The sequence below is a fragment of the Streptomyces cucumeris genome (assembly GCF_024295805.1).
GTDB lineage: Bacteria > Actinomycetota > Actinomycetes > Streptomycetales > Streptomycetaceae > Streptomyces > Streptomyces cucumeris.
Window position 1 is genome coordinate 73,530 of the sequence record NZ_JANCLX010000019.1, and the last position, 24,417, is coordinate 97,946.

Below are 24,417 nucleotides of genomic sequence, written 5' to 3' on the forward strand. Positions count from 1 at the left end.
ATGAAGACGGACCCTGGACGTTCGCTGGGTTGCATGTGATGCCGTGATCCCGCCGAGGCGTGGGATCACGGCCAGGCCGGGCAGTGGGATTGATCCGGATCAGCCGGAGTAGGTCTGGCGCAAGACCAGGCAGACGAAGCCAAAGCTGTCCCGGTAGGAACGCAGCCATTCGGAGCGACGGATAGTGGCCGTGGAGAGAACCTGGAGACCGTCTGGATCATCAGGATGGTCCAGGGCCCATGCAGCCATCGACCCCCAGCATGCCCACTCGTAGTCGTCGAGCTCACGGCGGGTGCTGACGTGGCCGTGGACGGGCGTCCACCCGTCAGCGTCCACCCGATCCAAGGCGGTCGCCAGGTCGGTGAAATCGCCAAGCATCTCCACGGCTTCCGGGGAGGGCTCAGCCGCCCAGAATCCGTCACCGATCAGGACGCGTCCGCCAGGAGCCAGATGTTTGCGTGCCGCCGTGAGAGTGGGGAGCAGACCGCCGAAGGCGTGGGCGGCCCCGATGCAGAGCACCAAGTCGAACGGGTGCGTGGAGACGAAGTCGGCGGCTGCTTGGTGGTGGAGGACCAGGCGTTCCTGTACGCCGAGGCTGCTTGCGGTCTCACGGGCTTGTGCCAATGCGTCTTTGGAGACGTCCACGCCCTCGGCGCGCAATCGTTGGTTACTGGACAGTGTGCGAAGAAGCCACTCGCCTCCTCCGCAGCCGAGATCGAGCACACGCGCGTCGGGTTGGGATATCCCGCGCTCAAGTAGTTCGCGCACCGAATCGTCGTCGACGGGGGACTTAGTCGGATGGTTGGCATGAGCGATCCTGGACATTTGCTCGCGGTTCATCAGGGAAGCCTAAGTGGACCATTCGTGAAGTGACGTTCGTTTGCCGACGAGCGTTGCTGGTCCGCCTGGCAGACCTCCCTGGACCGCAGTGGTTCGGTCGCCTCGTCGAGCACTGGGCGGCGAGGCTGGCTGTTCATGCGCCCATCGCCGCTTTGCGCCAGGTGGGGATGTTCGCGCCGGTGAGGCGGCGGACCATCACATGGGTCATCGTCCGTCCGGTCCCCACCGCAGACCTCGATGTACGCCAGCGGGCAACTGCTCGCCGGCCGCCTAGGTCAGAGGTGTGACTGAGTACCGCGTCCGCTGCGCCATCGCCCGGCAGGTCGGCTCTCCGGCCTCCTGACGCAGCTCGCGCAGCTCATGGGCGAACCGCTGCACCGGACCAGCGCTCGGGTCCACCGGCCTCTCACGACGGCCCACCGGTTCCCGCTTCCCTGGTCCTGGCTCTGTCGGCCCGCTCCCGTTGTCCCCCAACTACCTGCGCTTTTGCATTTGTTCGGTGCTCCGGAAGGGGGCTGCCGAACAACCGTGCAGCCGCTGGAATGGCGGAGCGGCCGCGCCGTGCCCTTTGTTCGAAGGGGGCGCATGGGCCGTCCGCTTACGGAGGTGACCCTCCGCACCCACACCATCCCCTACAGGAGTTCACCGATGCACGTCCGCACGACCACTGCACCGCCCGACCGCCGATCACCCCGAGCAGATCGGCGGGTGCTCCGATGACCCTCCTGCTCGGGCGACCGCAGACAACACCCCCTGCCACAGCCGGTGGTGGCCGGCTGCCGTCCCTGACGGGAATGCGGTGGGCCGCCGCCTTCCTCGTCTTTATCTTCCATGTGACGCGATTCGACTACTTCGGCGGCGGCTTCGGACTCGTAGTCGACGGGATACTCGGAGGCGGTGGTGTCGGAGTCTCATTCTTCTTCATCCTCTCCGGCTTCGTACTGGCCTGGTCGTTCCGCGAGGACGAACGCGCGCTGACGTTCTGGCGCAGAAGGATCGCCCGTGTCTACCCCGTCCACCTGGTAACCGCGGCAACGGCCCTGGCGCTGGCCTTCACTCTGGTGCCCGGACTGCTGCCCAGTGGCATACCGGAGGCGGTGGCGAATCTGCTGTTGGTCAGTTCCTGGAAGGAGCAGTGGTGGCAGGCACTCAATCCGGTCAGCTGGTCGCTGACCTGTGAGGCGTTCTTCTACGCGGCCTTCCCCGCCATCTTCGCCCTCCTGCGGCGCCTCGGACCCCGCCCCCTCACCGCCCTCACGATGGCCAGCACCGCGGCGGTGATATTCATCCCATGCGCCAACCTGACCTTCGCCCTGGGCTGGAGCCCTCACTTTCCCCTCGTACGCCTCCCCGAGTTCGTCGTGGGAGCCGCCGCCTGCCGTCTGGTCCAACTCGGCGCCTGGCGCGGCCCCGGCCTCGGCACCTCCGCGGCTCTGAGCCTTACCGGCTACATCCTGATGTGGCCTCTCCCCAGCGCCTTCTGCTATGCCGCCTGCACGGTCATCGGCCTGGTCTGCCTCATCTCGGCCGCCGCCGTGGCCGACCTGAACGGCACACCGACCCGATGGCGCCACCCTCGTCTGGTGCGCCTGGGGGAGTGGTCCTTCGCCTTCTACATGATCCACATCCTGGTCATGCGCACCGGCGAAAGCCTCTTCACCGTCAGCCCCCGCCTCGGCATTGTCCCTGCCCTCGCAGTGACGACCGCCGCCTTTCTTGTCTCCCTCGGCCTGGCATGGGCGCTCTACGTGGTCGTGGAACTGCGGTGCAGGCACTGGATCCTCCGGGGCGTCCAACGCCCGAGGCGGCTGCGTCTCTCCTCTTCCGCCGAGCACTGACTGTTCTCTGTTCTTCCGTGTTCGCGGGGAGGTTGATGGAGGCCCAACCGTTGTCGATCGGGACACCGAGCGCGGCCAGGACGTCGGTGCAAGTGATGGGGCCAGGCGCGCAGTTCCCCTGACACAGCCCTCACTCGCAAAACGCACCCTGCTGTCGGCACGGCCACAGTGGTTGAGGTCTTGCCACCGGGCGCCTGAGCCCACAGCGTGGCCCCGTGGCGGGCCTCCTGACCAACTCAACACACGGATCGCATCGTCGGGCCACCGCCGTGACGCGAGGAGAGCCCTTGCCGGCCGGTGCCAGGGGTATAGCTGCCTCGCTCGCCACAAGGGGGCGTCGAACCGTCGCGCACCGAGGAGCGGCAGACTTGGCAGCCTCGGCTGTGTGCAGCGGGCAAGCGGCCAGAGAGGTACGGGGTGCGTTGGTGGACCTCAGCTCGATGATCATCGCGGTGGCAGGTGTCGCGGGAACGCTGGGAGCATCAGTACTGACCCAGCGAGGCTCCGAACGAGCGAAGCGCCGGGAAATAGAGCTCGTTCGTGACCATGAAGAGATCCGCGAGAACCGTTCACTTCGACGCACGTGCTATGTCGAACTCAACCGAGATGCGCGGCAGTTCACCACGGCGCTCAACCGCCACCTGCACGTCATGAGAGAGCGGGGTGTGGAGGACGCCGACAGCGACACACTCGAGGAGGCGAAGAACGCACACCGCGATCGTTACTCCGAAGCACAGATGATCGCCCCCGACGAAGTGCTCATGCGAGCGAGTGTCGTCAACCAAGCCCTGAACAAGGTCTACGGCCAGGTCAAGCGCCTCGAACGCGGTGCCCCCGGGCCGGGCGAAACGATGGACGCCGCAGCCCAGGCCCAGCACGAGGTCTGGGACATGCTCCGAACCATGAGAACCGCCATGCGTCACGACCTCGGGGTGTCGTACGAGGACTGAGAGTTGGCACTCAGGAGTCCCTGGCCGCATTCCGAAGGGGGAGGCCACTGGAAGCCCCTATGAAGGTCGATCTTGGCAAGGCTAGAGTTCTTGCCTCTGGCTTTGGATGTTGGGGGAGGGGCAGGGACTGTGGATGCTCGCGTGCAGACCCGTGTTTCGGCATACGCCATCGTGATGGAACATGATCGGCTGCTCTTGGCGCGCTTGACGGACGCGTCACCGATCTTCACACCAGGACTGTGGCACCTGCCCGGCGGAGGAATCGATCCAGGCGAGCAACCCGTGGAGGCCCTGACCCGCGAGCTTCGAGAAGAGACAGGGCTCGAACTCACCTCTGCCCAGCTCCTCGATGCGCGGACGTACACAGTCCAGCGACGTGGTGTGAACTGGAACCTCACCGCGCTGTTTTACGCCGTCGGTGTCAAGGGCGGGGCCCCCACGGTGGCCGAGGTCGAGGGTTCCACCGACGCGGCGGTGTGGACCCCTTTGGCGGACCTGCAGGACTCCATGCTGTCGCCGGCGGCTGCCGATGCCCTCCGCCTGCTTGAGTCCGGGGGCGCAGTGGAGTTGCCGGTCACAGCCGTTCGTTGAGGACTGCGCCGAGCACAGCGGACTCGTAGCGGACGGTGCCCAAGTGGCTGAGGCCATGCGCGCGGCCCGCTCGTGGTCTTGGGCTCAGCCGGTGGCGAGCCCAAGGCGTCGTGGCTGCGCATGAGCATGCGGTGGCGGTTTGCGACAGCGCTGCTTGCCGCTCCAGAGTTGGGGGGCGGACCGCCGGGGCCGTCGTCCGGTACGGGGGACCGGATCACACCCAGCAGCCCGCCCGGTCTATGGGGTGGCCGGATCTCCGGCGATGCACAGCACGACCGCGGCGGCCAGAACAGCGACCATGGTGGCCAGGATCAGCCCGGCGCGGGCGACCCGGAACGCGTACAGCCCGGCACGCACTGCAGTCGTCTGGCGGCGGCGTCTCACCGGTCACCTCCTGACCGGGCCAGTTGCATGGCTTCGGCGTATGCGGCGAGCAGCGTCTCACCCCGCTCGCACGGGGCGCCCGGCGTCCGGCACGTCAGACAGCCCGCCGCATGCTCGATCGCAGCCCGCCACTCGGGATCAGTCACGGGCTGCGTCTGCTGCACGGCCGTCACCCCCCGGCTCCGTCACGGCCGCGGCGCAGCGCGACCATCAGTGCCACCGCGTCGCGCTGGTACTCCGGTGCGTGCCGGGGGCAGGCGTAGACGGCGCCGCCGATGTTGCCGCCTTCCGTGCCGACGAGGACCGGTTCGTCGGTCGGCAGCTGGCAGCGGACGCAGAGCTGGCGTCCCTCGACGCGGGGGCCGAGCTCGGCGTGGTCCGCGGCGGCCAGGGCCTCCCACAGACGCCGGGTGTCGGTCAGGTACCGGTCGGGGCCGAGCGGTACGCGCCAGTGGGTGCGGCCCCTGTGCGTGGGCTCGGTCCAGTCGGCTGGAGGCACGCCCAGGTACGTGGCCTCATCGATCAGTTCGCACAGGACGCGGGTTCCGCGGAGGTGCCAGCTTGCGGCAGAGCCGATGGCGACGAGCCAGTAGAGGGTGCCGTAGCTGTCCTGGATGACGGCGCCGGTGTCGTCGCCGAGCAGGCCCAAGGCGCGGTCTCCAACGGGCGGCGTGACGCGGACGGCGTCCCACCACTTCCCTACGGGTAACGGCTCGACATCCGCGGCGGGCGGTGGTGTCCACGGCAAGGTGCTGCTGGTCGTCACGCTGGGCTCCCCTGGCGATCTGCGGGGGCGGTGCTGGCTGACGTCCTGGCGGGAGAGTGGGCCAGCGCCGCCGGATGCAGATCACGCTAGGTGTCCATGGGATCACATCACAGTGACGTAGTGCATCAGGCTCTCGCAGCTTGCGGCACGAGTAGGACAACGCGTCCTACTTCAGAGTGCGGGCTCAACTCCAAGTCGGGCAGCCAGTCCACGCAGCCGGGTGTTCCGGCGCCGCTCTTCCTCTCGCATCTCCAAGACGGTGGCACGTGCGAGCATCTGATAGCGGATCCACTCGGGCTGGTGCGCCTCAATCTCCAATAGCGTTTCCAACGCGCCCTCGCTGTCCCCCGTCTGGTATTGAGCCTGAGCCACATCTAGTTGATGTGCCGCCAGATGGACCGGCCGCTTGATCAAGTCGAGGCGTACATCCCCGGCCGCCTCCAGCGCCCTGCCAGCATCTGCCGTCCCGGCCATCGCCACGTTCACGATCTGGGTCTTCACGTCCACTGCAGAGAACGCGGTGCCGTAGACGCGCACGGGTCCGGACCGCACCGCAGCGGCCTCGGCGTAGTTGAGGAACTGGTCGGCTTCGTCCTTCTGGTCGCGCCGCGCGGCGGGGGTGGCGGCAGCCACCAGCAGGTTGCCGTAAACCGCGTACTGCGCGCTCGTTCCGCGCCGCATCGGAGGTTCAAGCGCGTCGGCCTTCCGCTCCGCGACCGACTGCGCTTCCTCCCATCGGCCTTGCCGCAGCAGAATCCAGGAGAGAGTGGAGACTCCCATGCCTTCCATCAGCGGGTCGGACGCGCGCTGTGCCGCATCAAGCTGCTTGGCCACGGCCTTGAATGCCCAGTCCAGATGGCCGGACTGCGTAGCGAGACTGGCCGCCAGCTGGTACGACAAAGCCAGCTGATTCCAGACCCGCTCGGTCAACGAGCCCGTGGTCTCACGGGCAACCGCACGTCCGTCCCGAAGGAGCAGAGGCAGGGAGCTGGCGAGCTGGCTGTACCCACCGGCCCAGTACAGGGAGGTAGCCGCCGAGACCTGGTCCATCCACACGTCCGCTGCGGGTGGGTCTTCGTCCAGGTCGTCCGACGGCACGCCTGGCAAAGCGCTGATGTCCTGGATCGCATCGCGCAGGGCGAGTAAACCACCGTCGTCGGGGAGTTCTGAGGTCACCGTGGGCTGCCCCAGGAGTCGCTCCAGCTCTGTGTCGAGTGCCCTCGCCAGGGACCGGAGAGTAGCGAGCCGGGCAGACTGCCGAGTGTTTTGCTCCAGCTTCCGGATCGTATCGACGTGGACGCCGGACCGCTCAGCCAGCTCTTCCTGGGTGATGTCACGGAAGCGGCGGAGCTCGCCGAGCCGGTCGCCGATGGTCTTGTCGCTCATAGGGGTTCCCCCGCCAGAAGGTCTTTCGGCCACGGTACGCCCGGAAGAGTGCGGCACGGGAGACACCGCGGCGCCGGATACACGAAAGGGCCCTCTCGCCGGGCCCGAAGGCCGAGGAGAAGTCGAGACGCAACTGTTTCCGAACCCCGTGCCCCAGCCACCTGAAGGGTCGGCGATGTGCTCAGCTGCTGGTTCGTGAGGAGTCCAGGGATCGGGCGAAGTCGACGAGGGTGTGGAAGTCGCTCTCGCGTAGGCCGACCCGCGGGTTGACGTGGTGCAGAAGCCCGGCCCCGTGGTGGTGGGCGGAAACGTACGTCTGATCCAGCTCGCTCTGTTCGTCGTCGACCCAGGCGAAAGGTCGGCCGTTGGCGTAGTCCACCAGCGGGCCGGTTTTCCAGTGGACTCCATCAGGGCGCTCTTGGAGCAAGACGTTGCCGAAGTAGACGAAGGGAAGTTCCGGAAGGCCGAGTACCGGTGCGATCCATCGGTTGGCATCGCCCATCCATGTCGTCGCCCAGCACAGCTCGAAGCCGAGCCGGAGCAAGAATCGCCCGTGCTCCGGGTTGAGCCAGACCCGCAGGGGGCGCTGTCGGGTCGTGAGGCTCCTGCCCTCCTCATGGGTTCCGCCGTCCTGGGGCACTCTGATTGTGGTGTAGCCGTCAGGACGCTTCTCCGGCTTGGCCGCATAAGGGTTGAGCGGCCCGTCCACGTCGAGGAACAGCAGTGGGCGGTTCATGGTTCCTCCCGGTCTAGCTCACTATCGACTGGCCCGAGAAGCGTAGCTGCAGAGATCGTCTCGGTATTGGGCCGAGCTGAATGATGATCACGATGTGGTGGTTGTGATCACGGCATCGGAGGCCTCCCGGATGACATCGACGACCGGAGTGAGTCCGCATTGCTTCGGCAAGCCGCTGACTACGCTGCGACAGCATGGCGTGGACAGGGTTCAACGGAGCCGGCCGTTCGTCTGCCATGAGAGGACCGGGCGCTGCTGGTCACGGCACGCTGATGGTCAAGAGCCAGATGTTCGGTCGGGCGGGCTTCTGGCTCCTCCGGGAGCTGGTTCTTCTCACCTGACGGTGGCCACTACTGGTCGTAGGCTGCGGACGGCGGGTCCGTGCAAGTCTTGGAGGCGTGCGACGTTATGGCGACACTGAATCTGTGGAAGCAGAACCGCGGAGAATTGCCAGAGTCACTGTGGCAGCGGACCGAATTGCACGAGCTGATCCTCGCGGATAATGCGCTGACGCGGGTTTCACCCCAGATTGCACGGCTACGGCAGTTGCACACGTTGGACCTGGGCCACAACGAGCTTGCCTCGATCCCGGAGGAACTGGCTGAACTACCACTCACCAAGTACCTGTACCTGCACGACAACCAGCTGAGAGAGCTTCCCCGGTCGGTCGGCCGCCTCACCGCCCTCCGATACCTCAACGTCGGGGAGAACCACCTCACCAGCCTGCCGGACACCATCGGAAAAATGATCGGACTGGTGGAACTTCGGGCCGAGCGCAATCGACTCACCGCACTTCCCGAATCGATCGGCCGCCTGTGCCAGCTCCGCGAGCTGTGGTTGCGTGGCAACCAACTTGTGCGCCTACCGGAATCCATCAGGGAACTGGCCGAGCTGCGCCACGTTGACCTACGAGAGAATGCCCTGCCGGACGTCCCGGAGGCGCTGGCGAGCCTTTCACGGCTCCGCCATCTAGACCTGCGGAGCAACAGACTTCACACCCTGCCGGACTGGCTGCCCGAGCTTCCTTCGCTCGAGAGACTCGACCTCCGCTGGAACAACATCGAGCCCGCGCCACGCCTGCTCGATCTCCTAGAGCAACGGGGATGCGTTGTCTGGACGTAGAGAGCGTCCTCGGGACGGTACGCGGCCAGCGTTACCTCGCCACGGAAGCTGGGACAGAACTCGAGAATCGGCGGCGGGCTGTGCGACGAGGGTGTGTCATTTCGTCTGCGGCAGCTGGAAGTAAGGGCGGGCGCCAGCCCCTCCTCATCGAGGCGTCCCATGGTGGTGCTCGCCGCTATCCTGCGCTGTTGTGACTTGCGCTGCGCCGCTTCCGCTGCTGTTCCTTGATGTCGATGGACCGCTCATCCCGTTCGGGGCGGAGCCGCAGCAGTACCCGACCTATGCGATAGGTATCGATCTACCTGATGCCGATGCGAACCCGCTGCTGACCAGGGTCAACCCTGAGCACGGCCCAAAGCTGGCCGCACTTCCGTGCGAGCTGGTCTGGGCCACGACGTGGATGGATGACGCGAACGAGTGCATCGCTCCATTGATCGGTCTTCCACGGCTGGCCGTAGTGGTCTGGCCGGAGCCGTCCGGCATCGACGAGCAGGATGAACGCAGCGGACTGCACTGGAAGACCCGCTTCCTCGTCGACTGGGCGGCGGGGCGGCAGTTCGTCTGGGTCGATGACGAGGTCACTGACACCGATCGGGACTGGGTGGCCGCCCACCATCCGGGGCGCGCTCTGCTTCACCGAGTCGATGCTCGGCTTGGGCTGACCGATGGTGACTACGCGGCTCTCAACTTGTGGCTGCGGCAGCCGTTCGGGTAGGAGAGGCGGGGCGCGGTGCATGGTGACGGCCTGGCGCCCTGGAGACGCTCCGGTAGGTGTGACCGGTCTGTTGACCGGTGCTGGTTGACCATGGTGGCGGATGTGTCTTGACCACGCCGTGGTCAACCAACCGGTCAAGCGCGGGGATGGTCGGTGGTGTCCCCCGCGCCAACCGCGTGCGTCTGTTCCCGCATCCTTGCCCCCTGGGGGTGTGCTGCGCAGTTGACCGTGGTGGGCTGTTGGCTGTGCAGGTGTGGCTCCCGGGGTGCGCAACTGCGCTACCGCTGTGCAGTCGTGAGGCAGCGGTTGACTGCGCAGTCGGCGGGCCGGGGCTGGGTGCTCTGGGCCGTGGTTCAGGCTGTCGCCTCATCCCTTACGCGGTGCGCGGCCTGCTCGCTTGGTCATCGGTTCGTGCTCCTGCAGCTCGGTGGGATCACCGTGCGCCTGACTGATGAGAGCCCGCCAGGCCATGGTCACGTTGGGCTCGTCACCACGGCTGTGACCTTCTGGTTGGTCATCAGGTGACTCGCTCCGTCCAGGTCGCAGAACAGCGTCTCGACAGCCGTTCGCGAGGCAACGCTGGCGCTGAGTGTTTGCGAGAACGGTCTTTGGCGCAAATTACGCGATCGGCGCCCTTGGTGAAGAGTGGCTAAGGCCCACGCAACCTACGATGATCACTCCGTTAGCAGGACACAAGGGGTGGGGAGCATGAGAGCGCTGTGGGCCTATGGCCTGGTATTAAGCATGGTCGGCCTGGCCGGGTGCACTGGCACGACGGAGGACACGAAAGGCGTGGCGGCCACTGCGACGCCCTCGGCCGTGACGCTTTCCATCAGCGGGGCGGTCTCTGTGCTCCTGTCTACGGACGGTACCGGACCCGAGGCCAGCAAGCCGTGTACGTCCCGGCCGGACGCCAAGACCCAAGTCGGGGCGGAAGTGCGCGTGAGGGACGACAAGGGCAAGACTCTTGGTACCCAAAAGCTCCCGATGGGCGACACCGAGGGTTCCCCGTTCAAGATGTGCAGCTTCTACTTCTCCTTCGAGGTTTCCGGCGCGTCCGAGAAGTACGAGATGAGCATCGAAGGCTTCCCGCCGATGCACTACATCCGCGAAGACATCCGCCGCGGGCTTCTCTTCTACGAGACGGAGCAGGGCACGTTGATCCAGCAGTAGACCGTAGGACGGTCTTCGGGGCCGTTCTTCGAACGGCCCCTCGCCCTCTCAGCCGCATCACAGAAGGAGTGCCTGAGCCGAGGGCTGCGAACAAGGCCAGTCGGCTGAGGTCGGGAAGAGCCGGGCTGGCGGCTGTGTCTGTGGCCGGCTCAGCGTCAGGGCCTTCGGCGGACGGGTAGTGCCTGAACGAAGGCATGGGCGGTGTGTGGCGGGACGCCGTGAAGCAGTTGCGCTCACGCCGCGGTACTGAGGCGCTGACGTTGCACTGCGGCGCCTCCCAGGTGTTGTGGGCAACCCCTGGGAGGGGTTGCCCACAACACCCTCCCTGGGTTTCACCGGCAACCCCTCCATAACCAGTCACTAAGAACCCACCAAGGGGAACCGCCTTCCGGACGTCCGTAGGACTGGTGCGGGTGCTAAGGGCTTCGCATCCTCAGTGACCGGCGCCGCGCCGAAGAGAGTGCGCTTGGCCGGTGAAGAGGTCGACGGAGGTGCTCAGATGTCGGTTGTTGGGTAGTTCTCGGCGTGATGGACGTGTGCCCGCGGTACCTCGATGTCTCGGGTCGGACGGTGCGGTGGTTGTTCCCATGCGGATCCCGGCCGCGTCCTGGCTGGGTTCTGCTGGGGTTGTCGTGGAGGGGGTTCTGTGGGGTGCTTTGGAGTGGGGGAGACGGTGGTACGGCGGGACGTGTACCGCTCCGGACGGGTGTGGAGTGAGCAGGCGCTGCGTGTGGTCGCTGATACCGGTCAGGTGCTGGTGGCCGCGTGTGCTCCCGGGGCGGAGGCCCGCTGGCCCGCCCTGTACGCGAAGGCACGTGCCGATGGGGACCGGTCGGTGCGCACAGAGGCGTTCGATGCGATGGCCGCGGGGGAGTGGGAGCTCAGCGACAGCTGGTGGCAGGAGACTGAGCTGCTGGTGTGGAAGCAGCCCGAGGTCTGGTTCAGCGTCAACGCCTTCTTCGTCCCTGAGGGGGCGGGGCGCCGGTTGAGGAACTGGTATGTGAACTTTGAGCGGCCCATGACCCGTACCCCGGCCGGGTTCGACACGTTCGACCTGACGGTGGACCTGGTCGTCGATCCTGATCTCGGCGGGTACGAGTGGAAGGACGTGGATGAGTACGCGCATGTGCGGCGGCTGGGTATCGTCACCGATGCTGAGCACCGGGCTGTGGAGGATGCGCGTGGTCAGGTCCTGGCGATGCTCGCTGACCGTGCTGGGGTGTTCGCGGACGCCGAGCGGTGGGCGTCCTGGCGGTGGGAGCCGACCTGGCCCACCCCGCGCCTGCCGCGTCCTGCCTGACCGACCGGCTCGGCTGTGAGCCCCGCCTCGTCGATCCCACCACTCTTCCTTTTCCGGCTCACCGCGGGGGTGCCTCGTGATCGAAGGCAGGTACGCGACCCCACGTCTTCGGATCCAAGGCCCCACGGCCCGCCAACCCGCCGTTTCAACCGCCGTTCCAGCACGCCCGCGTCATGATCTGGGAGCCGGGGCTCGTTGAACTGGTACGCGACCTCTGCGGCCGGGACGGCGAGAACGCCATGGGTCGCGTCATCCCTCGCAGACGCCCCCGCCAGGGCGCAGAGGAGTGGAACCCTCCACGATGCGCTGTGGGCGCCGTCCTGGCAGCGTCGCCTCGCGGCGAGGCCGGCGCCGTGAGTATCAGCAGGTCGTCTGGCTCGCCCAGTCGGCATCGATGTCCGCGGTGGCAAGGGCTGCGTTGGTGTTCAGGAGCGTCCCGTACGCCATGAGTTCTTGAATCTGTACCGGGTCGAGGCGAGTGGTGTCGCTGACGGTGCGCCACAGACGTGTGCGGCAATCTTCAGCCCGTGTGCTCGCGGCGTCCTCCGCCGGTCAGCCCCTTTCGGGCACTGTCAGCCCCCTGTTGATAACGAGTAAGTCTCCTGTTACCTAGCATGGTGTCTGGGCCGTTGGGTGTTGCTGACCACCGGCACGGCCGAGAATCGGTTAGCAGCCGGGTAGCAGCGCTGGGGGGCGCCATCATGCGAGCCATGCAACATGACCGATTCGGTGGTCCGGAAGTCCTGAAGGAGGTCCGGGTGCCGGACCCGGTCGCGGGGCCAGGTGAGACCTTGGTGGAGGTCGAGGCCGCAGGCGTCAACTTCGGCGACATCAAAGAGATCGCCGGTGAGCTCACCGAGGGACCGTACGCGAGGAAGGGGCCCCTGCCGCACATCCCCGGTATGGAGGTCGTCGGCCGGACTGGCGACGGTCGGCGGGTCGTCGGATACATCCGGCAGGGTGGATACGCGACCAAGGCCGTCGTCGCCGAGCGCGACCTGGCAGTGCTGCCGCAGGAGGTGGGCGCGGGCGCCGCGCTGGCTCTGCTGGTGCAGGGCCTGACGGCGTGGCATCTGCTGCGGTCGGTGGCCCGAGTGCGTCCCGGCGAGAGTGTTGTGGTCCACGCCGCCGCGGGCGGGACGGGCAGCCTCGCTGTACAACTCGCGCGTGAATTCGGGGCGGGGCGGGTGATCGCCGCGGCGTCGACCGCGGAGAAGCGCGCCCTCGCCCTCGAACTCGGTGCCGACGTGGCCATCGACGGCGAAGCGGACGGATATCGGCAACGAGTCCTCGACGCCAACCATGGACAGCCGGTCGACATCATCCTGGATGCCGTCGGCGGGCCGGTTCTCGACGCCGCCGTGGGCGCTCTCGGGTTCCTCGGGCGGCTGGTGACCTACGGATCCTCGTCCCGCCAGGCCGCCGCGGCCATCCCGCCGACCCGACTCGCGGTGGAGAACATCACGGTCGGCGGGTTCTGGCTCACTCCGCTCATCGCCCGCGACGGGGCCGGCGGCAAGGCGCTGGAGGAACTGCTCGACCTCACGGCGCGCAACCGCCTCCGCCCTCCGGGCGGCTCCGAGTACCCCCTCGCACGCGCACGCGACGCGCACGAGGATCTGTTGGGCCGCCGGACGAAGGGCAAGCTGGTGCTCCGGCCCTGAGCTCGGCCGACGTGCCGCGGTCGCGTCATTCGACGCACTCTGCAGGGCTGCCGCGCCGTCTCCTGTTCGCGCCCCGCAGGGTCAAGCCTGGTCCTGGTCGCGCGCCGGCAGGCCGAAGTCGCGGAAACGTGGCGTCCCAGGCTCAGGCGCCAGCCTGGTGGCACGGGCCGTGTAGCTGATCGCGTGATACCACCCGCACAGCATGAACAGGTCCAGCAGTTGTTCGGAGGTGAACTCCGTGCTGATGCGGGCCCACAGCCTCGCGTCGAGGTCGTGATGGGTGTGGAGGGCGTCTACCGCATCGAGGAGCAGACGGTCGCGTTCGGTCGTCCAGCACTCGTCCGCGCTCGTGCCATGTGTCAAGGACGCGATCTGGGCATCTGTGAGCCCGGCACGTGACGCAAATCGGGCGACGTGCACTCCCCATTCGTACTCGCAGCCGCACCGGGCGCAGGTGCGGTTGATGACGAGTTCCCGGTCGCGCAGGTCAAGACTGAGCCGACGGCTGAGTTGATAGGAACCCCAGTCGTGCAGGGCCTGTGCAAGCTGCTGGTTGCGGGCGTAGAGGCGGAACAGGGCGAGGGGTTCCTCGTCGGTTGGCATCATCCTGCGCAGCAGCGCCGCGGTCTCCGGCGCGTAGGGCGCCTCCAGCGGCGAAATGCGTTCGGGCACGGATCCTCCCAGCGCTTCTCTTTTCAAATCAGCAGGAGCGAGCGTAGTGTTTCTGAAATCGAAGCGCCAGGCTTCGTGGAGAGGAACACCGAACGATGCCCTCGACTCCGAGGCCAGGAAAACGAGTTCGCGGCTCCACGACAGGGCGCCCGCTCATGGCCGCACTGGACCTCTTCGGCCGCCGCTGGGCCCTGCGGATTCTGTGGGAACTGCGCGACGAGCCACTGGGCTTCCGAGCCCTCCAGCAGCGGTGTGACGGCATGTCCTCAAGTGTGTTGCGGCAGCGACTGCTCGAGCTGCTGGAAGTCCGACTCGTGGGACGCGCCGACGAGGAGAGCTACTGCCTCACGGCACTCGGACAAGAGGTCTGCGGCGAACTCGTCGGTCTGCACGCGTGGGCGGAACGCTGGGCCACCGAACTGGAAACGTCCGACCCCACGGACCGGAAGCGGCAAGGCCCTGACAGCGAGAGCACCGACGTTTGACAGATGGGCCCGTCGAATCCGGGAGCCGGAACACATCGCGGCCGTCGGCGGGATCACCGTGGCGATCAACACGACAGGCACCGGACAGCAACATGACCCGCTGGGTCACCGACGTCCCGCACCGAACGATGAGGAGCCCACGCATGCCCGCACACCCACACCCTTCCTCGCTCACCACCCCCTTGTGCCGCCGGCTGGGCATCGACGTACCCCTCGTCCAGGCACCGATCGGTTCCGCGGTATCCCCTGAACTGGTCGCCGCCGTCTCCAACGCCGGCGGCCTCGGCATGCTTGCGCTCACGTGGACTCCCGTCGAGGAAATCGCCCCGACCATCGACCGGGTCCGCGAGCTGACCGACCGCCCCTTCGGTGCCAACCTGGTGCTCGACTTCCCCATCGCCGAGAGGCTTGACGCCTGTTTGGAGCGCCGAGTACCGGTCATCTCCACCTTCTGGGCCGACCCGGCCACCTGCTCCGACCGGATTCATGCTGCGGGCGCCATCCACCTGCACGCCGTTGGGTCCGCGGACGAGGCGCGTCACGCCGCCGACGCCGGAGCCGATGCCGTGGTGGCGCAGGGATGGGAGGCGGGAGGACATGTGCGTGGCCTCACGGCAACGCTCCCACTGGTGCCGGCAGTGGTCGATGCCGTGTCCCCGCTCCCTGTGATCGCCGCAGGCGGGATCGCCGACGGCCGGGGCCTGGCGGCGGTTCTGACGCTTGGGGCTCAGGCCGCGTGGATGGGTACACGGTTCCTCGCCGCCACGGAGGCCCGTACGCACGACATCTACCGCCGTCGTATCGTCGACGCCGTCACCGAAGAGGCTTACTACACCGGATGCTTCGACGGCGGCTGGCCGAACGCCCCACACCGGTCCCTGCGCAACAGCACACTGACCTCCTGGGAAGCAGCCGACTCGCCGCTCTCGACCCGGCCGGGTGAGGGGGACATCGTCGCCTTGGACGCCGAAGGCGCCCAGTACCTGCGCTACCAGGACGCCGTACCGCTGGTTGGCATGACCGGCGATCTGGACTCGATGGCACTGTACGCGGGGCAGTCCGCCGGGCTCGTCCACGAGGTGCTGCCGGCGTCGACGATCGTCGCCCGGACCGTGGCCGAGGCGAAGCGTTCCATGATGAGAGAGTTCTGAGCCATGGCCGGGGAGGGCGACGATGGTGGCCGGCCCCGTCGCCCGAGGCCCCTGCATCCGCAGGGGGCGGGCCCAGCAGAGCCCGCCCCCTCGCCGATACCGCGTGGCCGCTTGCGCCGCCGACAGCGGGTGCCTTCGCCGCTGTCACCGGTTGTGTTGTTGGTGGGTGCCGGCAGACAGTCCCCGAACCCCGGGTGGCTTCCGCGGTGTCAGAGCATCAGCAGAAGCCGTGTGTTCGGTATGAGCTTGCGGTTCACGCTGGTGCTCTGTACGAAGATCGTGAAGTCGTCGTTGTGGTCCGGCTTGACGCGAACCTCGACATCCGGCAGGCCGAGCAGAGCTCGGGCCTCGGGTCCCGTGTACACCCGGTCCGTCTTCTTCTCCAGCACCGCGATCTGCTTGCGTGCCTGGACCTTCTCAGACTTGCTCAGCTGGTAGTACGCGCCGCCGGTCCGGTAGGTGTGTCCGGATTCGGTGACCCAGTCCCGGATCGCCGCGTCACGTGTGACCGGGATCAGCTGGTACTTCGACGGGTTCACCGGGGTGAGCCCGGCTGCCTTGATGGTGTCCTGGTTGACTGCTTCCGCGCCGGTGGAGAACACGGCGCGCGATCCCCGGATGCCCTTGGTGCGGCCCACCATGAATTTCTCGGTGGCCTGCTGGATGACGTGCCCGGCTTCTTCCAGACCTTGCGTACTTGTGGCGTCCCAGATGGCGATGTTGTCCTTCGGGAAGCCGCACTGCATGGCCTCGCGCTTGCCCATCTGGTCCGGAACGAGAACGGCCAGCGTCCAGTTGTCCTCCTGTGCGCTGAACATCCCGGCCACGGAATCGACCAGTTCCCGCGGGTCCCTGGACGGAGCGTCGGGGCAGCGATGGCTTGCGTTCTCCTGCCCGTCGGTGAGGACGAACGTCAGGAAGCTGTGGTCACCGTACAGTTGCGCTGTCTGCGCCAGCTCCCGCTGCGACTTCAGTGCGGCCGCCAGCAGAGCTGTCATTCCACCGGCCCGGTACAGCTGCTTGAGCGAGGGCATCCGGAGGACGTCCTTGTCATAGATGACGCACTCCACCTTGTCCGCGAAGACGTACACCGTGACGCGGGTTTCCTGGTCCAGTTCCCCGGACCGGCGGGCGAGATAGGCGATCTGCTGGTCGGCCACTTCCACGACCTTGCGGCTCAGGTGCGACATCGACGAACTGGCATCCAGCACAAGAGCAACGTGGTTGATGTAGTTCTGGCTTCCGGACATGACAGCTTCCCCCTCAATCTCCGAACTTGATGCTCCTACCGTCTCACCCGCCACTGACAATCGATCTTGGCCCACGGACCGGGTCGGCAAAGGTTGCCCGGCTGGCGGAGGGCGGACCACCAAGGAGAGCACTCCCTGATTGAGTGGCCGACCCGAGGAAGATGTCCGCGGTGTGCGTCAAGGGCGGTTGAAACGGTCCTGGGCAGCCAGCACCGCGTCTGCGTGGTCTGCGGCCCATGCGCCCAGGGCGCGGATCGGAGTGAGCAGGGCTGTGCCGGCCTGGGTGAGTGCGTAGTCGACGCGGGGCGGCGCTTCGGCGTAACGGCAGCGTTCCACCAGGCCGTTGTACTCCAGCCGCCGCAAGGCCTCGTTGAGGACTTTGGGGCTGATCCCGCCGATCCGGGTCAGCAGTGCGCGTGGCCGCATCGGGCCCCGTTCACCGAGGACGTAGACCACCACGCTGTCCCAGCGGTTGGCCAGCACTTCGAAGGCGATCCGTGCCTGGCAGTCCGCCGCGAAGGGATCCCCGCCCAGATCGCGCGTCTCATGGGGCTCTCTGTGCTCTGCGGGCGCTGTCATGTGGACATCCTGCCGTGCGGATGCGCACCAGGCGGTGTGTATCGGGCTGCCTAGTGTCCCCGGCATGACATTCCACAACACGAATGACCTCGACGAGGCGAGCGGGGTCAGGACGATGCGTATCGGCATCCTCGGTACGGGAGCCATGGCCAGAGCGCTGGGCGGGGCCTGGGTGCGAGCTGGGCACGAGGTCATGGTCGGTGGCCGGGACACCGCGGCCGCGGCCAGGGCAGCGGACGCTGCCGGAGCCGCCGGCCACGGCAGTCTGGCCGACGCGGCGCGCTATGGCGAGGCAGTACTGGTCGCCGTACCCGCGGACATCGCACCATCACTGGCCGCGGAACTGGCTCCGGCCCTGTCCGGGCGGACCGTGCTGGACTGCACGGTGCCGATGGCCCCCGGTGCCGACGGCCCCGCCCTGACCACTGTCGGCGGCACGGATTCCATCGCCCTGCGCCTGGCGGCCGCCGTACCGGAGGCCCACGTCGCCAAGGTCTTCGGCATCCCGCACGAGAGCATCTGGACCCTGACGCGACCGGTCTTCGAGGCCGTGCCGCTGACCGTGCCCTTCTGCGCCGACGCTCCGTCCGCCACCGCGCTGACGACAGAGCTGATCACCTCGATGGGCTGCACCCCGCTGCCTTGCGGAGGTCTGCACCGTGCCGCGCTGCTGGAGGCGGCCGCGGTGTTCGCCATCGGTGTGTGGTGGTCCGGCGCCGAGGCCCGCCACGCCTTCCCCGCCCCGGCACTGGCTCCCGGCGCTGTGGATGACGAGCCCTGAGAGCCGCCCGGCCACCCGTTGAGGGTGGTCATCATGCGCGCCACGTGCACATGCCTCTGAACGGATTCCCGAGGCCGGCCGCGCTCCGGGGTCCCAGGGCCTGGAGCAGGCTGTGGTCGCCGTCACGTCGGGCGACGACGTTGCAGGGCGGCGGCGGGCCGACGGCGCGGTCGTGTACGGGGCCCGGTGTGCGAGCGGCGGGGCGCACGCGCCGTGGTGCAGACGGTCCCCGCGGCTGCTTCATGGCGTGAAAAATACCCCCGGGGGTACCCGTGCTAGGCTCGAGATATACCCCCGGGGGTAAACGCCAGTCGAAAGGAGCAACCGCGTGTTCTTCATTGACACCATCGAGACCGAGGGCCTGGGAAACCGCAGCTACCTGGCCGGTGGCGCCGCTACCGCGGTGGTGATCGACCCGCCCCGCGATGTCGACCGGGTCCTCGCGGCGGCAGCCGTGCGCGGGGTGCGGATCGCGTACGTGGCCGAGACGCATGTGCACAACGACTACGTCACCGGCGGCCTGGAGCTGGCCCGTCTGACCGGCGCCCGCTACCTGGTCCCGGCCGCCGCTGCGGTGTCCTACGCACGCACTCCTGTCACGGACGGCGACACGGTGGACGTGGACGGCCACCTGACGCTGCGCGCCATCGCCACCCCCGGCCACACCCCGCACCACACCTCCTACGTACTGGAGGAGAACGGCCGTGGTGTGGCGGTCTTCACCGGCGGCTCCCTGCTGATCGGCTCGGTGGGCCGCCCGGACCTGGTGGAGCCGCGGCTGACCGAGCAGTTGGCGCGCGCTCAGCACGCTTCCGCCCACCGGCTCGCCGACGAACTCGACGACGAGGTGCCGGTGTTGCCCACCCACGGGTTCGGCAGCTTCTGCTCGTCCTCGCAGGCCGAGGGGGACGCCACCACGATCGGCAAGGAACGCGTGAGCAACGACGCGTTCACCCTGGACGTGGACACCTTCGTGGCCCGCACGCTGGCCGGGCTGGAGGACGTGCCCGCCTACTACGCGCACATGGGTCCGGCCAACGCCGCCGGTCCCGCACCCGTGGACCTCACCCCGCCCGAGCCGGCCGACGCCGGTCAGATCGCCAGGCGGCTGGCGGCGGGGGAGTGGGTGGTGGACCTGCGCAGCCGGGTCGCCTTCGCCGACGGCCACGTGGCCGGTTCGTTCAACTTCGAGGGCGAGGGCAAGCTCGCCACCTACCTGGCCTGGCTGATCCCCTGGGGCAAGCCCGTCACCCTCCTCGCCGAGACCCCCGCACAGATCACCGCTGCCCAGCGGGAGCTGGTCCGGGTCGGTCTCGACCGCCCCGCCGCTGCCGCCACCGGCGGCCCGGCCGACTGGGTCGAACCGGGTCAGGCCCTCGCCTCCTTCCCCCGTGCCGACTTCGCCGCTCTGGCCGCCGCCCGCGAACGGGGCGAGCCGCTGGTCGTGCTGGATGTGCGCCGTGACTCCGAGCACGCCAAGGGTCACATCCCGGGCGCGGTGCACATCCCCATCCACGAGCTGCACGGCCGCCTCGGCGAGGTCCCGGGCGGCACCGTGTGGGTGCACTGCGCCGGCGGCATGCGCGCGGCCATCGCCGCCTCTCTCCTGGACGCGAGCGGACGCCGGGTCGTCGCCGTCGACGACGGCTTCGACGCCGCCGCCGAGGCGGGCTTGACCGTCACCCGCTCCTGACCCCCGCCTCCTCACGCAGACCGCGAAGGCATGTGATGTTCCTCTTCCGCCGCAGTCAAAGGCGACTCACCCCGCAGCAGGCCCACACCAACACCGCCGATGGGAGCGCCGTCCTGCTGGACGTCCGGGAAACCCCGGAGTGGCGGGCCGGGCACGCACCCGGTGCGCTCCATCTGCCCCTGACGCGTCTGCTGGCCGGAGCCGCCCTGCCCGAGACCGCGCAGGGCCGGCCGGTGGTGGCGATCTGTCGTTCCGGACACCGGTCGCAGCGGGCCGCCACGCTCCTGGACGCACGCGGCGTCGACGCCGTGGACGTCACCGGCGGTATGAACGCCTGGGCGGCCGCCGGGCTTCCGGTCGTCGACGAGGGCGGACAGGGCGGCCGAATAGCGTGAGTGTCGCCCTGCTCCTGGCCCTGATCGCCGGGGCCGTCGTCGGCCTTGCTCTGGGCGCCCTCGGCGGAGGCGGCAGCGTCCTGGCCGTCCCCGCCCTGATCTACCTGCTCGGCTTCACCCCCGCGGCAGCCACCACCGCGAGCCTGCTCATCGTCACCGCCACCTCCGCCACCGCGCTGTACGCACACGCCCGCGCCAGCCATGTGCGCTGGCGGGCCGGAGCGGCGTTCGCCGCCGCCGGGATCCTGCCCGCCGCACTGGCCGGAGCCGCGGCCGCCCACCTGCCCCAGGCACTCCTCACCGCGGCCTTCGCCACCGTCGCCGCCCTGGCCGCGACCCGCATGCTGCGACCCGCTGCCCGGACCGAGACCACCGGTCGGCGCGCGCATGCGGGGAAAGCGGCGGGTGCCGGCGCCGGACTGGGCGCCCTGACCGGCCTGCTGGGCGTGGGCGGCGGCTTCCTCGCCGTCCCCGCCCTGGTCACCGTCCTCGCCTTCGAGATGCAGGTCGCCGTCGGCACCAGCCTGCTCGTCATCACGGTGAACTCCCTGGCCTCCCTGGCCACCCGCTCCGGTGCCGCCGTCACCCTCGACTGGGCGGTCGTCGGACCGTTCACCGGTGCCGCGATCCTGGGCGCATGGGACGGCAAACGCCTCGCCGCCAAGGTCTCCGGACGGCGCCTTCAGCAGGTGTTCGCGATCCTGCTGCTGGCCGTGGCCGCCTTCATGCTGGCCGACGCCCTGACATGAGCCACCCCTCAGGCAAGGGAGAGGAACAGCTTCTCCAGCCGCGCCCGCATCTGCTCCCGGTCCGCAGGGGTCTGCCCGCCCTCGGCCAGGCAGTGCTGCAGACCGGTCGCGATGATCGCGAACCCTGCCCGGTCCAGCGCCCGGGAGACCGCCGCGAGCTGCGTAATCACGTCCTCACAGTCCCGGCCGTCCTCGATCATCTTGATGATCCCGGCGATCTGCCCCTGAGCCCGCCGCAGCCGATTGAGGACACTCTTCAGCTCCTCGGCCGCCATCTCCAGCTCCACACTGCCTCCTGAATCCATACCCCCATGGGTATTCTAGCCCGCTCGACACCGCCACCGAGAAAAGGAACCTCCGCCCCGTGAACACCGCCACCGCCCTCCACCCGGCCCAGGCCGCCGAGGAACTGCACCACTACACCGTCATCGACGTCCGCACCCCTGGCGAATACGCCTCCGGCCGCCTCCCCGGCGCCCACAACATCCCCCTGGACCACCTCGAAACCGCCCTGCCCGCCCTCAAGACCGCCGCCGCCCGCGGCAGGCTGCTGATGGTCTGCGCCTCCGGCAACCGCTCCACCACCGCCTGCGAACAACTCGCCGCCGCCGACATACCCTCCGCCAACCTGGCCGGCGGCACCACTGCCTGGATCCAGCACGGCCACCCCGTCCACCGCGACAACACCACCAAGGCCGCCTGGCCCATAGAACGCCAGGTCCGTCTCGCCGCTGGATCCCTTGTCGTCACCGGCCTCGCCCTGGGGACCCGCTACCGGCCCGCCCGCTGGCTGTCCGCGGCCATTGGCAGCGGTCTGGTCTTCTCCGCGCTCACCGATACCTGCGGCATGGCCGCCCTGCTCGCCAAACTGCCCCACAACCAGCCCCGCACCACCGACCTCAACGCCACCCTCGACGCGCTCAGCCGGTAGCGCAGACGGGAAGCCACCGCCCGGAACAGACAAGCCCCGGCCGTGGGACCGGGTCCATGGCCTGTTCCGGGGCTGGCAGCGGGAACGGCACGTGGGCCCGGATGCTCACCCGGCTCCAGGCCGAGGCAGACGCCAAGGGCCGGAGTGTGGGATCAACCGTGAACCAGTGGCTGTGACCAGAGCAATCGCAACGGCCCTCAGACGACGTCGAATTCGTTGCCCTCGGGATCCCGCATGGCGGCTGCGAAGAGCCCCATGTCCGGCTCATCCTTGATCCGCAGCACGGTGGCACCGGCTTCGACCAGCCGTTCCACTGTAGCGCTGACCCGTTGGGCGCGGACGTCCAGTGGGACGTCACGGTCCCCACCGACCTTCAGGTCGAAGTGCCACCGGTTCTTGGCGACCTTCGGCTCCGGAACCTGCTGGAACCACACCCTCGGCCCATGTCCCGCGGGATCGATGATCGACTCCGGAATATCCCCGGCACCGGGCGGCAACTCCGCCTCGGGCACCCCCATCGCCGCCCAGTAAGCCCGCCACGTGGGGTGTCCGCCCGGCGGAGGCTCAGGCACGTAGCCCAGGGCCTCGGCCCAGAAAGCAACCATTCTCTGCGGATCGGAGCAGTCGATCGTCAGCTGCACTGTCATCTCCATGCTCGGAGCATCCCAGGCAGGTCTGACAGAGGATCCATTCACCACGGGCCCCAGGGGACCCGCTCCGTAGAGGTACGGCAGACGCTGTCTTAGCGGGGTGTTAGTGGGGCGGCAGTGTGCCGATAGTGGCCCGGACCAGAGTGGTTGTTGTTCCGAGGACAGACCGACACCGCTTTCCCTGGGGGAATCCGATATGAGCTCCAGCACCACGATCCGCACCGCCCGTCGCCGCACCGTGCGCGTTGCCGCCGCGGCCCTGACCGCAGCCGCCGCGCTTTCTGTGACCGCCTGCAACAACTCGGACGACACCGCATCGAAGCCTACGGCCGGGGCCAGCAGCGCAGACTCCTCTGCCGGTGCGCAGGGCAGCGATGCCCAGCCGGACAACGCCAACGGGTCGGACTCCGGGGGTGGTTCGGCGAACGGCGGGGGGAAGGGCAAGTTCTGCCGAGCGGACGATCTGATGATGGAGGCTGTGGACAGCTCGCCCGACGAGAAGGTGGGTGAGGTCACCGTTCAGATGACGAACAAGGGCGCGAAGACCTGCTCGGCCACGGGGTTCGCGGGCGTCGACTTGAAGGACATCGATGGCACGTCCGCCCCGGTCCACCGCGGCGGTGAGCAGCCCCGCATCACCGATCTGAAGCCCGGTGACACCGCCACCTTCAGCATCTCGTACGAGGTCGACTTCAGTGGCGACAGCCTGGCGTCCCCGACCCACATCATCGTGACGCCGCCGAATGAGACCCACAGCGTGTCCCTGAAGTGGCCCGCGGATGCGCTGAAGCTGGCCGGTCCGTACGACGACAAGATCAAGGTCCACCCCGTCGGCATCGCCAACTGAGTACCGCGAAAACGGCCCTGTGCTGGTGAAGCTCCGGACGGAGCTTCACCAGCACAGGGCCGTCCAGGTCGGCGGACTTGCTGTACGGAAGCAACGAGACGCCGGTATGGGATTCCCGCGGTGGTGAACCGCGGGTGAGGCACCAGAGGCGTCGTCACCGGCCTGGTACCTGTCGGCTGACTCGTCGACCATGCGGCCCACGCTGGGTGCTCAGATGCCGCTGGACTCGTTGTCCAACGCGTTCAGGGTGCGCCGCAGCAGATCGTTCAGCAGCTCCGCGGTGTCGGAAGGGAGGCGGTCCAGCAGCCGGGCGTGCGCCGTGGTGGCGGCCTCGACGGCCTGCTCCGCCGTGACCAGGCCCTGTTCGGTGAGCTGAACCCAGGTGCTTCGGCCATCGGTCGCGTCCGCGGTCCTGCTGACCAGGCCGAGTTGCGTCAGACGCCGCAGGACATTCGCGGTGCCGCCCGAGGTCAGGAGGATGGCGTTGCTCAGCTCGGTGGGCTTGAGCCGGTAGGGGGTTCCCACTCGGCGGAGGGTGGCGAGCACGCCGTAGTCGGCGGGGGTGAGCCCGAACTTGGCCAGTTGGTGCTGGGTGGCTTTTTCGAAGAGATGGTTGAGCAAAGAGGTGCGCTTGGCGACCTCCAGAGGGAGACCGGCAACCCCGGGGAGTTCCCTCTGCCACGCGGTGATGACCTCGTCCACGTGATCGGGACGGGCCTTGCCGGTAGGCGTGGTCTCGGTGGTCATGCCCCTCCGTCCCGCTCGGCGG

At 68.1% G+C, this 24,417-nt stretch carries 27 protein-coding genes; 16 read left to right on the plus strand and 11 right to left on the minus strand.

Annotation, left to right across the window (positions count from 1 at the left end; all coding sequences use genetic code 11):
• Positions 1 to 99: 99 nt before the first annotated feature.
• Positions 100 to 840, minus strand: a complete 741-nt coding sequence (locus NMK44_RS25585) for an SAM-dependent methyltransferase (protein ID WP_254747084.1) — start codon at positions 838 to 840, stop codon at positions 100 to 102.
• A gap of 716 nt (positions 841 to 1,556) precedes the next feature.
• Between NMK44_RS25585 and NMK44_RS25590 the strand changes: the two genes are divergently transcribed.
• The 3 genes from NMK44_RS25590 (at position 1,557) to NMK44_RS25600 (ending at position 4,219) form a co-directional block, all read left to right on the plus strand.
• Complete coding sequence (locus NMK44_RS25590; RefSeq protein ID WP_254747086.1) at positions 1,557 to 2,678, plus strand: acyltransferase family protein; 1,122 nt, start codon at positions 1,557 to 1,559, stop codon at positions 2,676 to 2,678.
• A gap of 425 nt (positions 2,679 to 3,103) precedes the next feature.
• The gene (locus tag NMK44_RS25595) at positions 3,104 to 3,628 is read left to right on the plus strand and encodes a hypothetical protein (protein ID WP_254747088.1); all 525 of its coding nucleotides are present in this window, start codon (positions 3,104 to 3,106) and stop codon (positions 3,626 to 3,628) included.
• Between the two features lie 141 nt (positions 3,629 to 3,769).
• Positions 3,770 to 4,219 (plus strand): NUDIX hydrolase, encoded by a 450-nt coding sequence (locus tag NMK44_RS25600; RefSeq protein ID WP_254747090.1) that lies wholly within the window; start codon positions 3,770 to 3,772, stop codon positions 4,217 to 4,219.
• A 237-nt stretch (positions 4,220 to 4,456) separates the two neighbouring features.
• Here the strand turns inward: NMK44_RS25600 and NMK44_RS25605 are convergent, their stop codons facing one another.
• The 4 genes from NMK44_RS25605 to NMK44_RS25620 form a co-directional block, all read right to left on the minus strand.
• Entirely contained in the window at positions 4,457 to 4,603 is a 147-nt protein-coding gene (locus NMK44_RS25605; RefSeq protein ID WP_254747092.1) for a hypothetical protein, read from the minus strand.
• 169 nt (positions 4,604 to 4,772) lie between these two features.
• Positions 4,773 to 5,369, minus strand: a complete 597-nt coding sequence (locus NMK44_RS25610) for a hypothetical protein (RefSeq protein WP_254747094.1) — start codon at positions 5,367 to 5,369, stop codon at positions 4,773 to 4,775.
• Positions 5,370 to 5,540: 171 nt separating this feature from the next.
• Positions 5,541 to 6,755, minus strand: a complete 1,215-nt coding sequence (locus NMK44_RS25615) for a helix-turn-helix domain-containing protein (RefSeq protein ID WP_254747095.1) — start codon at positions 6,753 to 6,755, stop codon at positions 5,541 to 5,543.
• Between the two features lie 181 nt (positions 6,756 to 6,936).
• Entirely contained in the window at positions 6,937 to 7,491 is a 555-nt protein-coding gene (locus tag NMK44_RS25620) for a hypothetical protein (protein ID WP_254747097.1), read from the minus strand.
• 408 nt (positions 7,492 to 7,899) lie between these two features.
• Between NMK44_RS25620 and NMK44_RS25625 the strand changes: the two genes are divergently transcribed.
• The 5 genes from NMK44_RS25625 to NMK44_RS25645 all read left to right on the plus strand — a co-directional run bounded on the left by NMK44_RS25625 (position 7,900) and on the right by NMK44_RS25645 (position 13,465).
• Complete coding sequence (locus NMK44_RS25625; protein ID WP_254747099.1) at positions 7,900 to 8,613, plus strand: leucine-rich repeat domain-containing protein; 714 nt, start codon at positions 7,900 to 7,902, stop codon at positions 8,611 to 8,613.
• 190 nt (positions 8,614 to 8,803) lie between these two features.
• On the plus strand, positions 8,804 to 9,328 hold the full coding sequence (locus tag NMK44_RS25630; RefSeq protein WP_254747101.1) for an HAD domain-containing protein: 525 nt from the start codon (positions 8,804 to 8,806) through the stop codon (positions 9,326 to 9,328).
• A gap of 708 nt (positions 9,329 to 10,036) precedes the next feature.
• Positions 10,037 to 10,501: a hypothetical protein gene (locus NMK44_RS25635; RefSeq protein WP_254747102.1), complete on the plus strand. Its 465-nt coding sequence runs from the start codon at positions 10,037 to 10,039 to the stop codon at positions 10,499 to 10,501.
• A gap of 661 nt (positions 10,502 to 11,162) precedes the next feature.
• Positions 11,163 to 11,801 carry a ribonuclease FAU-1 family protein gene (locus tag NMK44_RS25640; protein ID WP_254747104.1) on the plus strand — a complete coding sequence of 213 codons (639 nt, stop codon included), beginning with the start codon at positions 11,163 to 11,165 and terminating at the stop codon, positions 11,799 to 11,801.
• Between the two features lie 710 nt (positions 11,802 to 12,511).
• A complete protein-coding gene (locus NMK44_RS25645; RefSeq protein WP_308358549.1) occupies positions 12,512 to 13,465 on the plus strand; it encodes a quinone oxidoreductase family protein in 954 nt (317 codons plus the stop codon).
• An 81-nt stretch (positions 13,466 to 13,546) separates the two neighbouring features.
• Here the strand turns inward: NMK44_RS25645 and NMK44_RS25650 are convergent, their stop codons facing one another.
• Positions 13,547 to 14,137, minus strand: a complete 591-nt coding sequence (locus NMK44_RS25650) for a carboxymuconolactone decarboxylase family protein (RefSeq protein WP_254747108.1) — start codon at positions 14,135 to 14,137, stop codon at positions 13,547 to 13,549.
• 155 nt (positions 14,138 to 14,292) lie between these two features.
• On the opposite strand from NMK44_RS25650, the gene NMK44_RS25655 reads away from it, so the two are divergent.
• On the plus strand, positions 14,293 to 14,622 hold the full coding sequence (locus NMK44_RS25655; RefSeq protein WP_254747110.1) for a winged helix-turn-helix transcriptional regulator: 330 nt from the start codon (positions 14,293 to 14,295) through the stop codon (positions 14,620 to 14,622).
• 143 nt (positions 14,623 to 14,765) lie between these two features.
• Complete coding sequence (locus tag NMK44_RS25660; RefSeq protein WP_254747112.1) at positions 14,766 to 15,773, plus strand: NAD(P)H-dependent flavin oxidoreductase; 1,008 nt, start codon at positions 14,766 to 14,768, stop codon at positions 15,771 to 15,773.
• Positions 15,774 to 15,982: 209 nt separating this feature from the next.
• Here the strand turns inward: NMK44_RS25660 and NMK44_RS25665 are convergent, their stop codons facing one another.
• Positions 15,983 to 17,023: a vWA domain-containing protein gene (locus NMK44_RS25665; protein ID WP_254747113.1), complete on the minus strand. Its 1,041-nt coding sequence runs from the start codon at positions 17,021 to 17,023 to the stop codon at positions 15,983 to 15,985.
• Positions 17,024 to 17,200: 177 nt separating this feature from the next.
• Entirely contained in the window at positions 17,201 to 17,602 is a 402-nt protein-coding gene (locus tag NMK44_RS25670) for a winged helix-turn-helix transcriptional regulator (protein WP_254747115.1), read from the minus strand.
• Positions 17,603 to 17,666: 64 nt separating this feature from the next.
• On the opposite strand from NMK44_RS25670, the gene NMK44_RS25675 reads away from it, so the two are divergent.
• The 4 genes from NMK44_RS25675 to NMK44_RS25690 all read left to right on the plus strand — a co-directional run bounded on the left by NMK44_RS25675 (position 17,667) and on the right by NMK44_RS25690 (position 21,220).
• The gene (locus NMK44_RS25675) at positions 17,667 to 18,383 is read left to right on the plus strand and encodes an NADPH-dependent F420 reductase (RefSeq protein ID WP_254747117.1); all 717 of its coding nucleotides are present in this window, start codon (positions 17,667 to 17,669) and stop codon (positions 18,381 to 18,383) included.
• Positions 18,384 to 18,711: 328 nt separating this feature from the next.
• On the plus strand, positions 18,712 to 20,076 hold the full coding sequence (locus NMK44_RS25680) for an MBL fold metallo-hydrolase (RefSeq protein WP_254747119.1): 1,365 nt from the start codon (positions 18,712 to 18,714) through the stop codon (positions 20,074 to 20,076).
• A 35-nt stretch (positions 20,077 to 20,111) separates the two neighbouring features.
• Positions 20,112 to 20,471 (plus strand): rhodanese-like domain-containing protein, encoded by a 360-nt coding sequence (locus NMK44_RS25685; RefSeq protein ID WP_254747121.1) that lies wholly within the window; start codon positions 20,112 to 20,114, stop codon positions 20,469 to 20,471.
• Positions 20,468 to 21,220 (plus strand): sulfite exporter TauE/SafE family protein, encoded by a 753-nt coding sequence (locus NMK44_RS25690; RefSeq protein ID WP_254747123.1) that lies wholly within the window; start codon positions 20,468 to 20,470, stop codon positions 21,218 to 21,220. The genes NMK44_RS25685 and NMK44_RS25690 overlap by 4 nt, the downstream gene beginning before the upstream one ends.
• A gap of 8 nt (positions 21,221 to 21,228) precedes the next feature.
• On the opposite strand, the gene NMK44_RS25695 is transcribed toward NMK44_RS25690, so the two are convergent.
• The gene (locus tag NMK44_RS25695) at positions 21,229 to 21,507 is read right to left on the minus strand and encodes a metal-sensitive transcriptional regulator (protein WP_308358555.1); all 279 of its coding nucleotides are present in this window, start codon (positions 21,505 to 21,507) and stop codon (positions 21,229 to 21,231) included.
• A gap of 77 nt (positions 21,508 to 21,584) precedes the next feature.
• Between NMK44_RS25695 and NMK44_RS25700 the strand changes: the two genes are divergently transcribed.
• Positions 21,585 to 22,151 carry a rhodanese-like domain-containing protein gene (locus tag NMK44_RS25700; RefSeq protein WP_254747127.1) on the plus strand — a complete coding sequence of 189 codons (567 nt, stop codon included), beginning with the start codon at positions 21,585 to 21,587 and terminating at the stop codon, positions 22,149 to 22,151.
• Positions 22,152 to 22,348: 197 nt separating this feature from the next.
• On the opposite strand, the gene NMK44_RS25705 is transcribed toward NMK44_RS25700, so the two are convergent.
• Positions 22,349 to 22,804 carry a VOC family protein gene (locus NMK44_RS25705; RefSeq protein WP_254747128.1) on the minus strand — a complete coding sequence of 152 codons (456 nt, stop codon included), beginning with the start codon at positions 22,802 to 22,804 and terminating at the stop codon, positions 22,349 to 22,351.
• Between the two features lie 193 nt (positions 22,805 to 22,997).
• On the opposite strand from NMK44_RS25705, the gene NMK44_RS25710 reads away from it, so the two are divergent.
• Positions 22,998 to 23,648 carry a DUF4232 domain-containing protein gene (locus tag NMK44_RS25710; RefSeq protein ID WP_254747130.1) on the plus strand — a complete coding sequence of 217 codons (651 nt, stop codon included), beginning with the start codon at positions 22,998 to 23,000 and terminating at the stop codon, positions 23,646 to 23,648.
• Positions 23,649 to 23,858: 210 nt separating this feature from the next.
• On the opposite strand, the gene NMK44_RS25715 is transcribed toward NMK44_RS25710, so the two are convergent.
• Positions 23,859 to 24,395, minus strand: coding sequence for a MarR family winged helix-turn-helix transcriptional regulator (locus NMK44_RS25715; RefSeq protein WP_254747132.1), 537 nt, complete (start codon positions 24,393 to 24,395; stop codon positions 23,859 to 23,861).
• Positions 24,396 to 24,417 lie beyond the last annotated feature (22 nt).

Excerpts from the sequence above, each read along its gene's own strand:
- NMK44_RS25585 (WP_254747084.1), bottom strand. The coding sequence starts at position 840 with ATGAACCGCGAGCAAATGTCCAGGATCGCTCATGCCAACCATCCGACT.
- NMK44_RS25590 (WP_254747086.1), top strand. The coding sequence starts at position 1,557 with ATGACCCTCCTGCTCGGGCGACCGCAGACAACACCCCCTGCCACAGCC.
- NMK44_RS25670 (WP_254747115.1), bottom strand. The coding sequence starts at position 17,602 with ATGACAGCGCCCGCAGAGCACAGAGAGCCCCATGAGACGCGCGATCTG.
- NMK44_RS25620 (WP_254747097.1), bottom strand. The coding sequence starts at position 7,491 with ATGAACCGCCCACTGCTGTTCCTCGACGTGGACGGGCCGCTCAACCCT.
- NMK44_RS25660 (WP_254747112.1), top strand. The coding sequence starts at position 14,766 with ATGCCCGCACACCCACACCCTTCCTCGCTCACCACCCCCTTGTGCCGC.
- NMK44_RS25625 (WP_254747099.1), top strand. The coding sequence starts at position 7,900 with ATGGCGACACTGAATCTGTGGAAGCAGAACCGCGGAGAATTGCCAGAG.
- NMK44_RS25645 (WP_308358549.1), top strand. The coding sequence starts at position 12,512 with ATGCAACATGACCGATTCGGTGGTCCGGAAGTCCTGAAGGAGGTCCGG.
- NMK44_RS25710 (WP_254747130.1), top strand. The coding sequence starts at position 22,998 with ATGAGCTCCAGCACCACGATCCGCACCGCCCGTCGCCGCACCGTGCGC.
- NMK44_RS25705 (WP_254747128.1), bottom strand. The coding sequence starts at position 22,804 with ATGGAGATGACAGTGCAGCTGACGATCGACTGCTCCGATCCGCAGAGA.
- NMK44_RS25615 (WP_254747095.1), bottom strand. The coding sequence starts at position 6,755 with ATGAGCGACAAGACCATCGGCGACCGGCTCGGCGAGCTCCGCCGCTTC.
- NMK44_RS25675 (WP_254747117.1), top strand. The coding sequence starts at position 17,667 with ATGACATTCCACAACACGAATGACCTCGACGAGGCGAGCGGGGTCAGG.
- NMK44_RS25655 (WP_254747110.1), top strand. The coding sequence starts at position 14,293 with ATGGCCGCACTGGACCTCTTCGGCCGCCGCTGGGCCCTGCGGATTCTG.
- NMK44_RS25685 (WP_254747121.1), top strand. The coding sequence starts at position 20,112 with ATGTTCCTCTTCCGCCGCAGTCAAAGGCGACTCACCCCGCAGCAGGCC.
- NMK44_RS25635 (WP_254747102.1), top strand. The coding sequence starts at position 10,037 with ATGAGAGCGCTGTGGGCCTATGGCCTGGTATTAAGCATGGTCGGCCTG.
- NMK44_RS25715 (WP_254747132.1), bottom strand. The coding sequence starts at position 24,395 with ATGACCACCGAGACCACGCCTACCGGCAAGGCCCGTCCCGATCACGTG.
- NMK44_RS25665 (WP_254747113.1), bottom strand. The coding sequence starts at position 17,023 with ATGTCCGGAAGCCAGAACTACATCAACCACGTTGCTCTTGTGCTGGAT.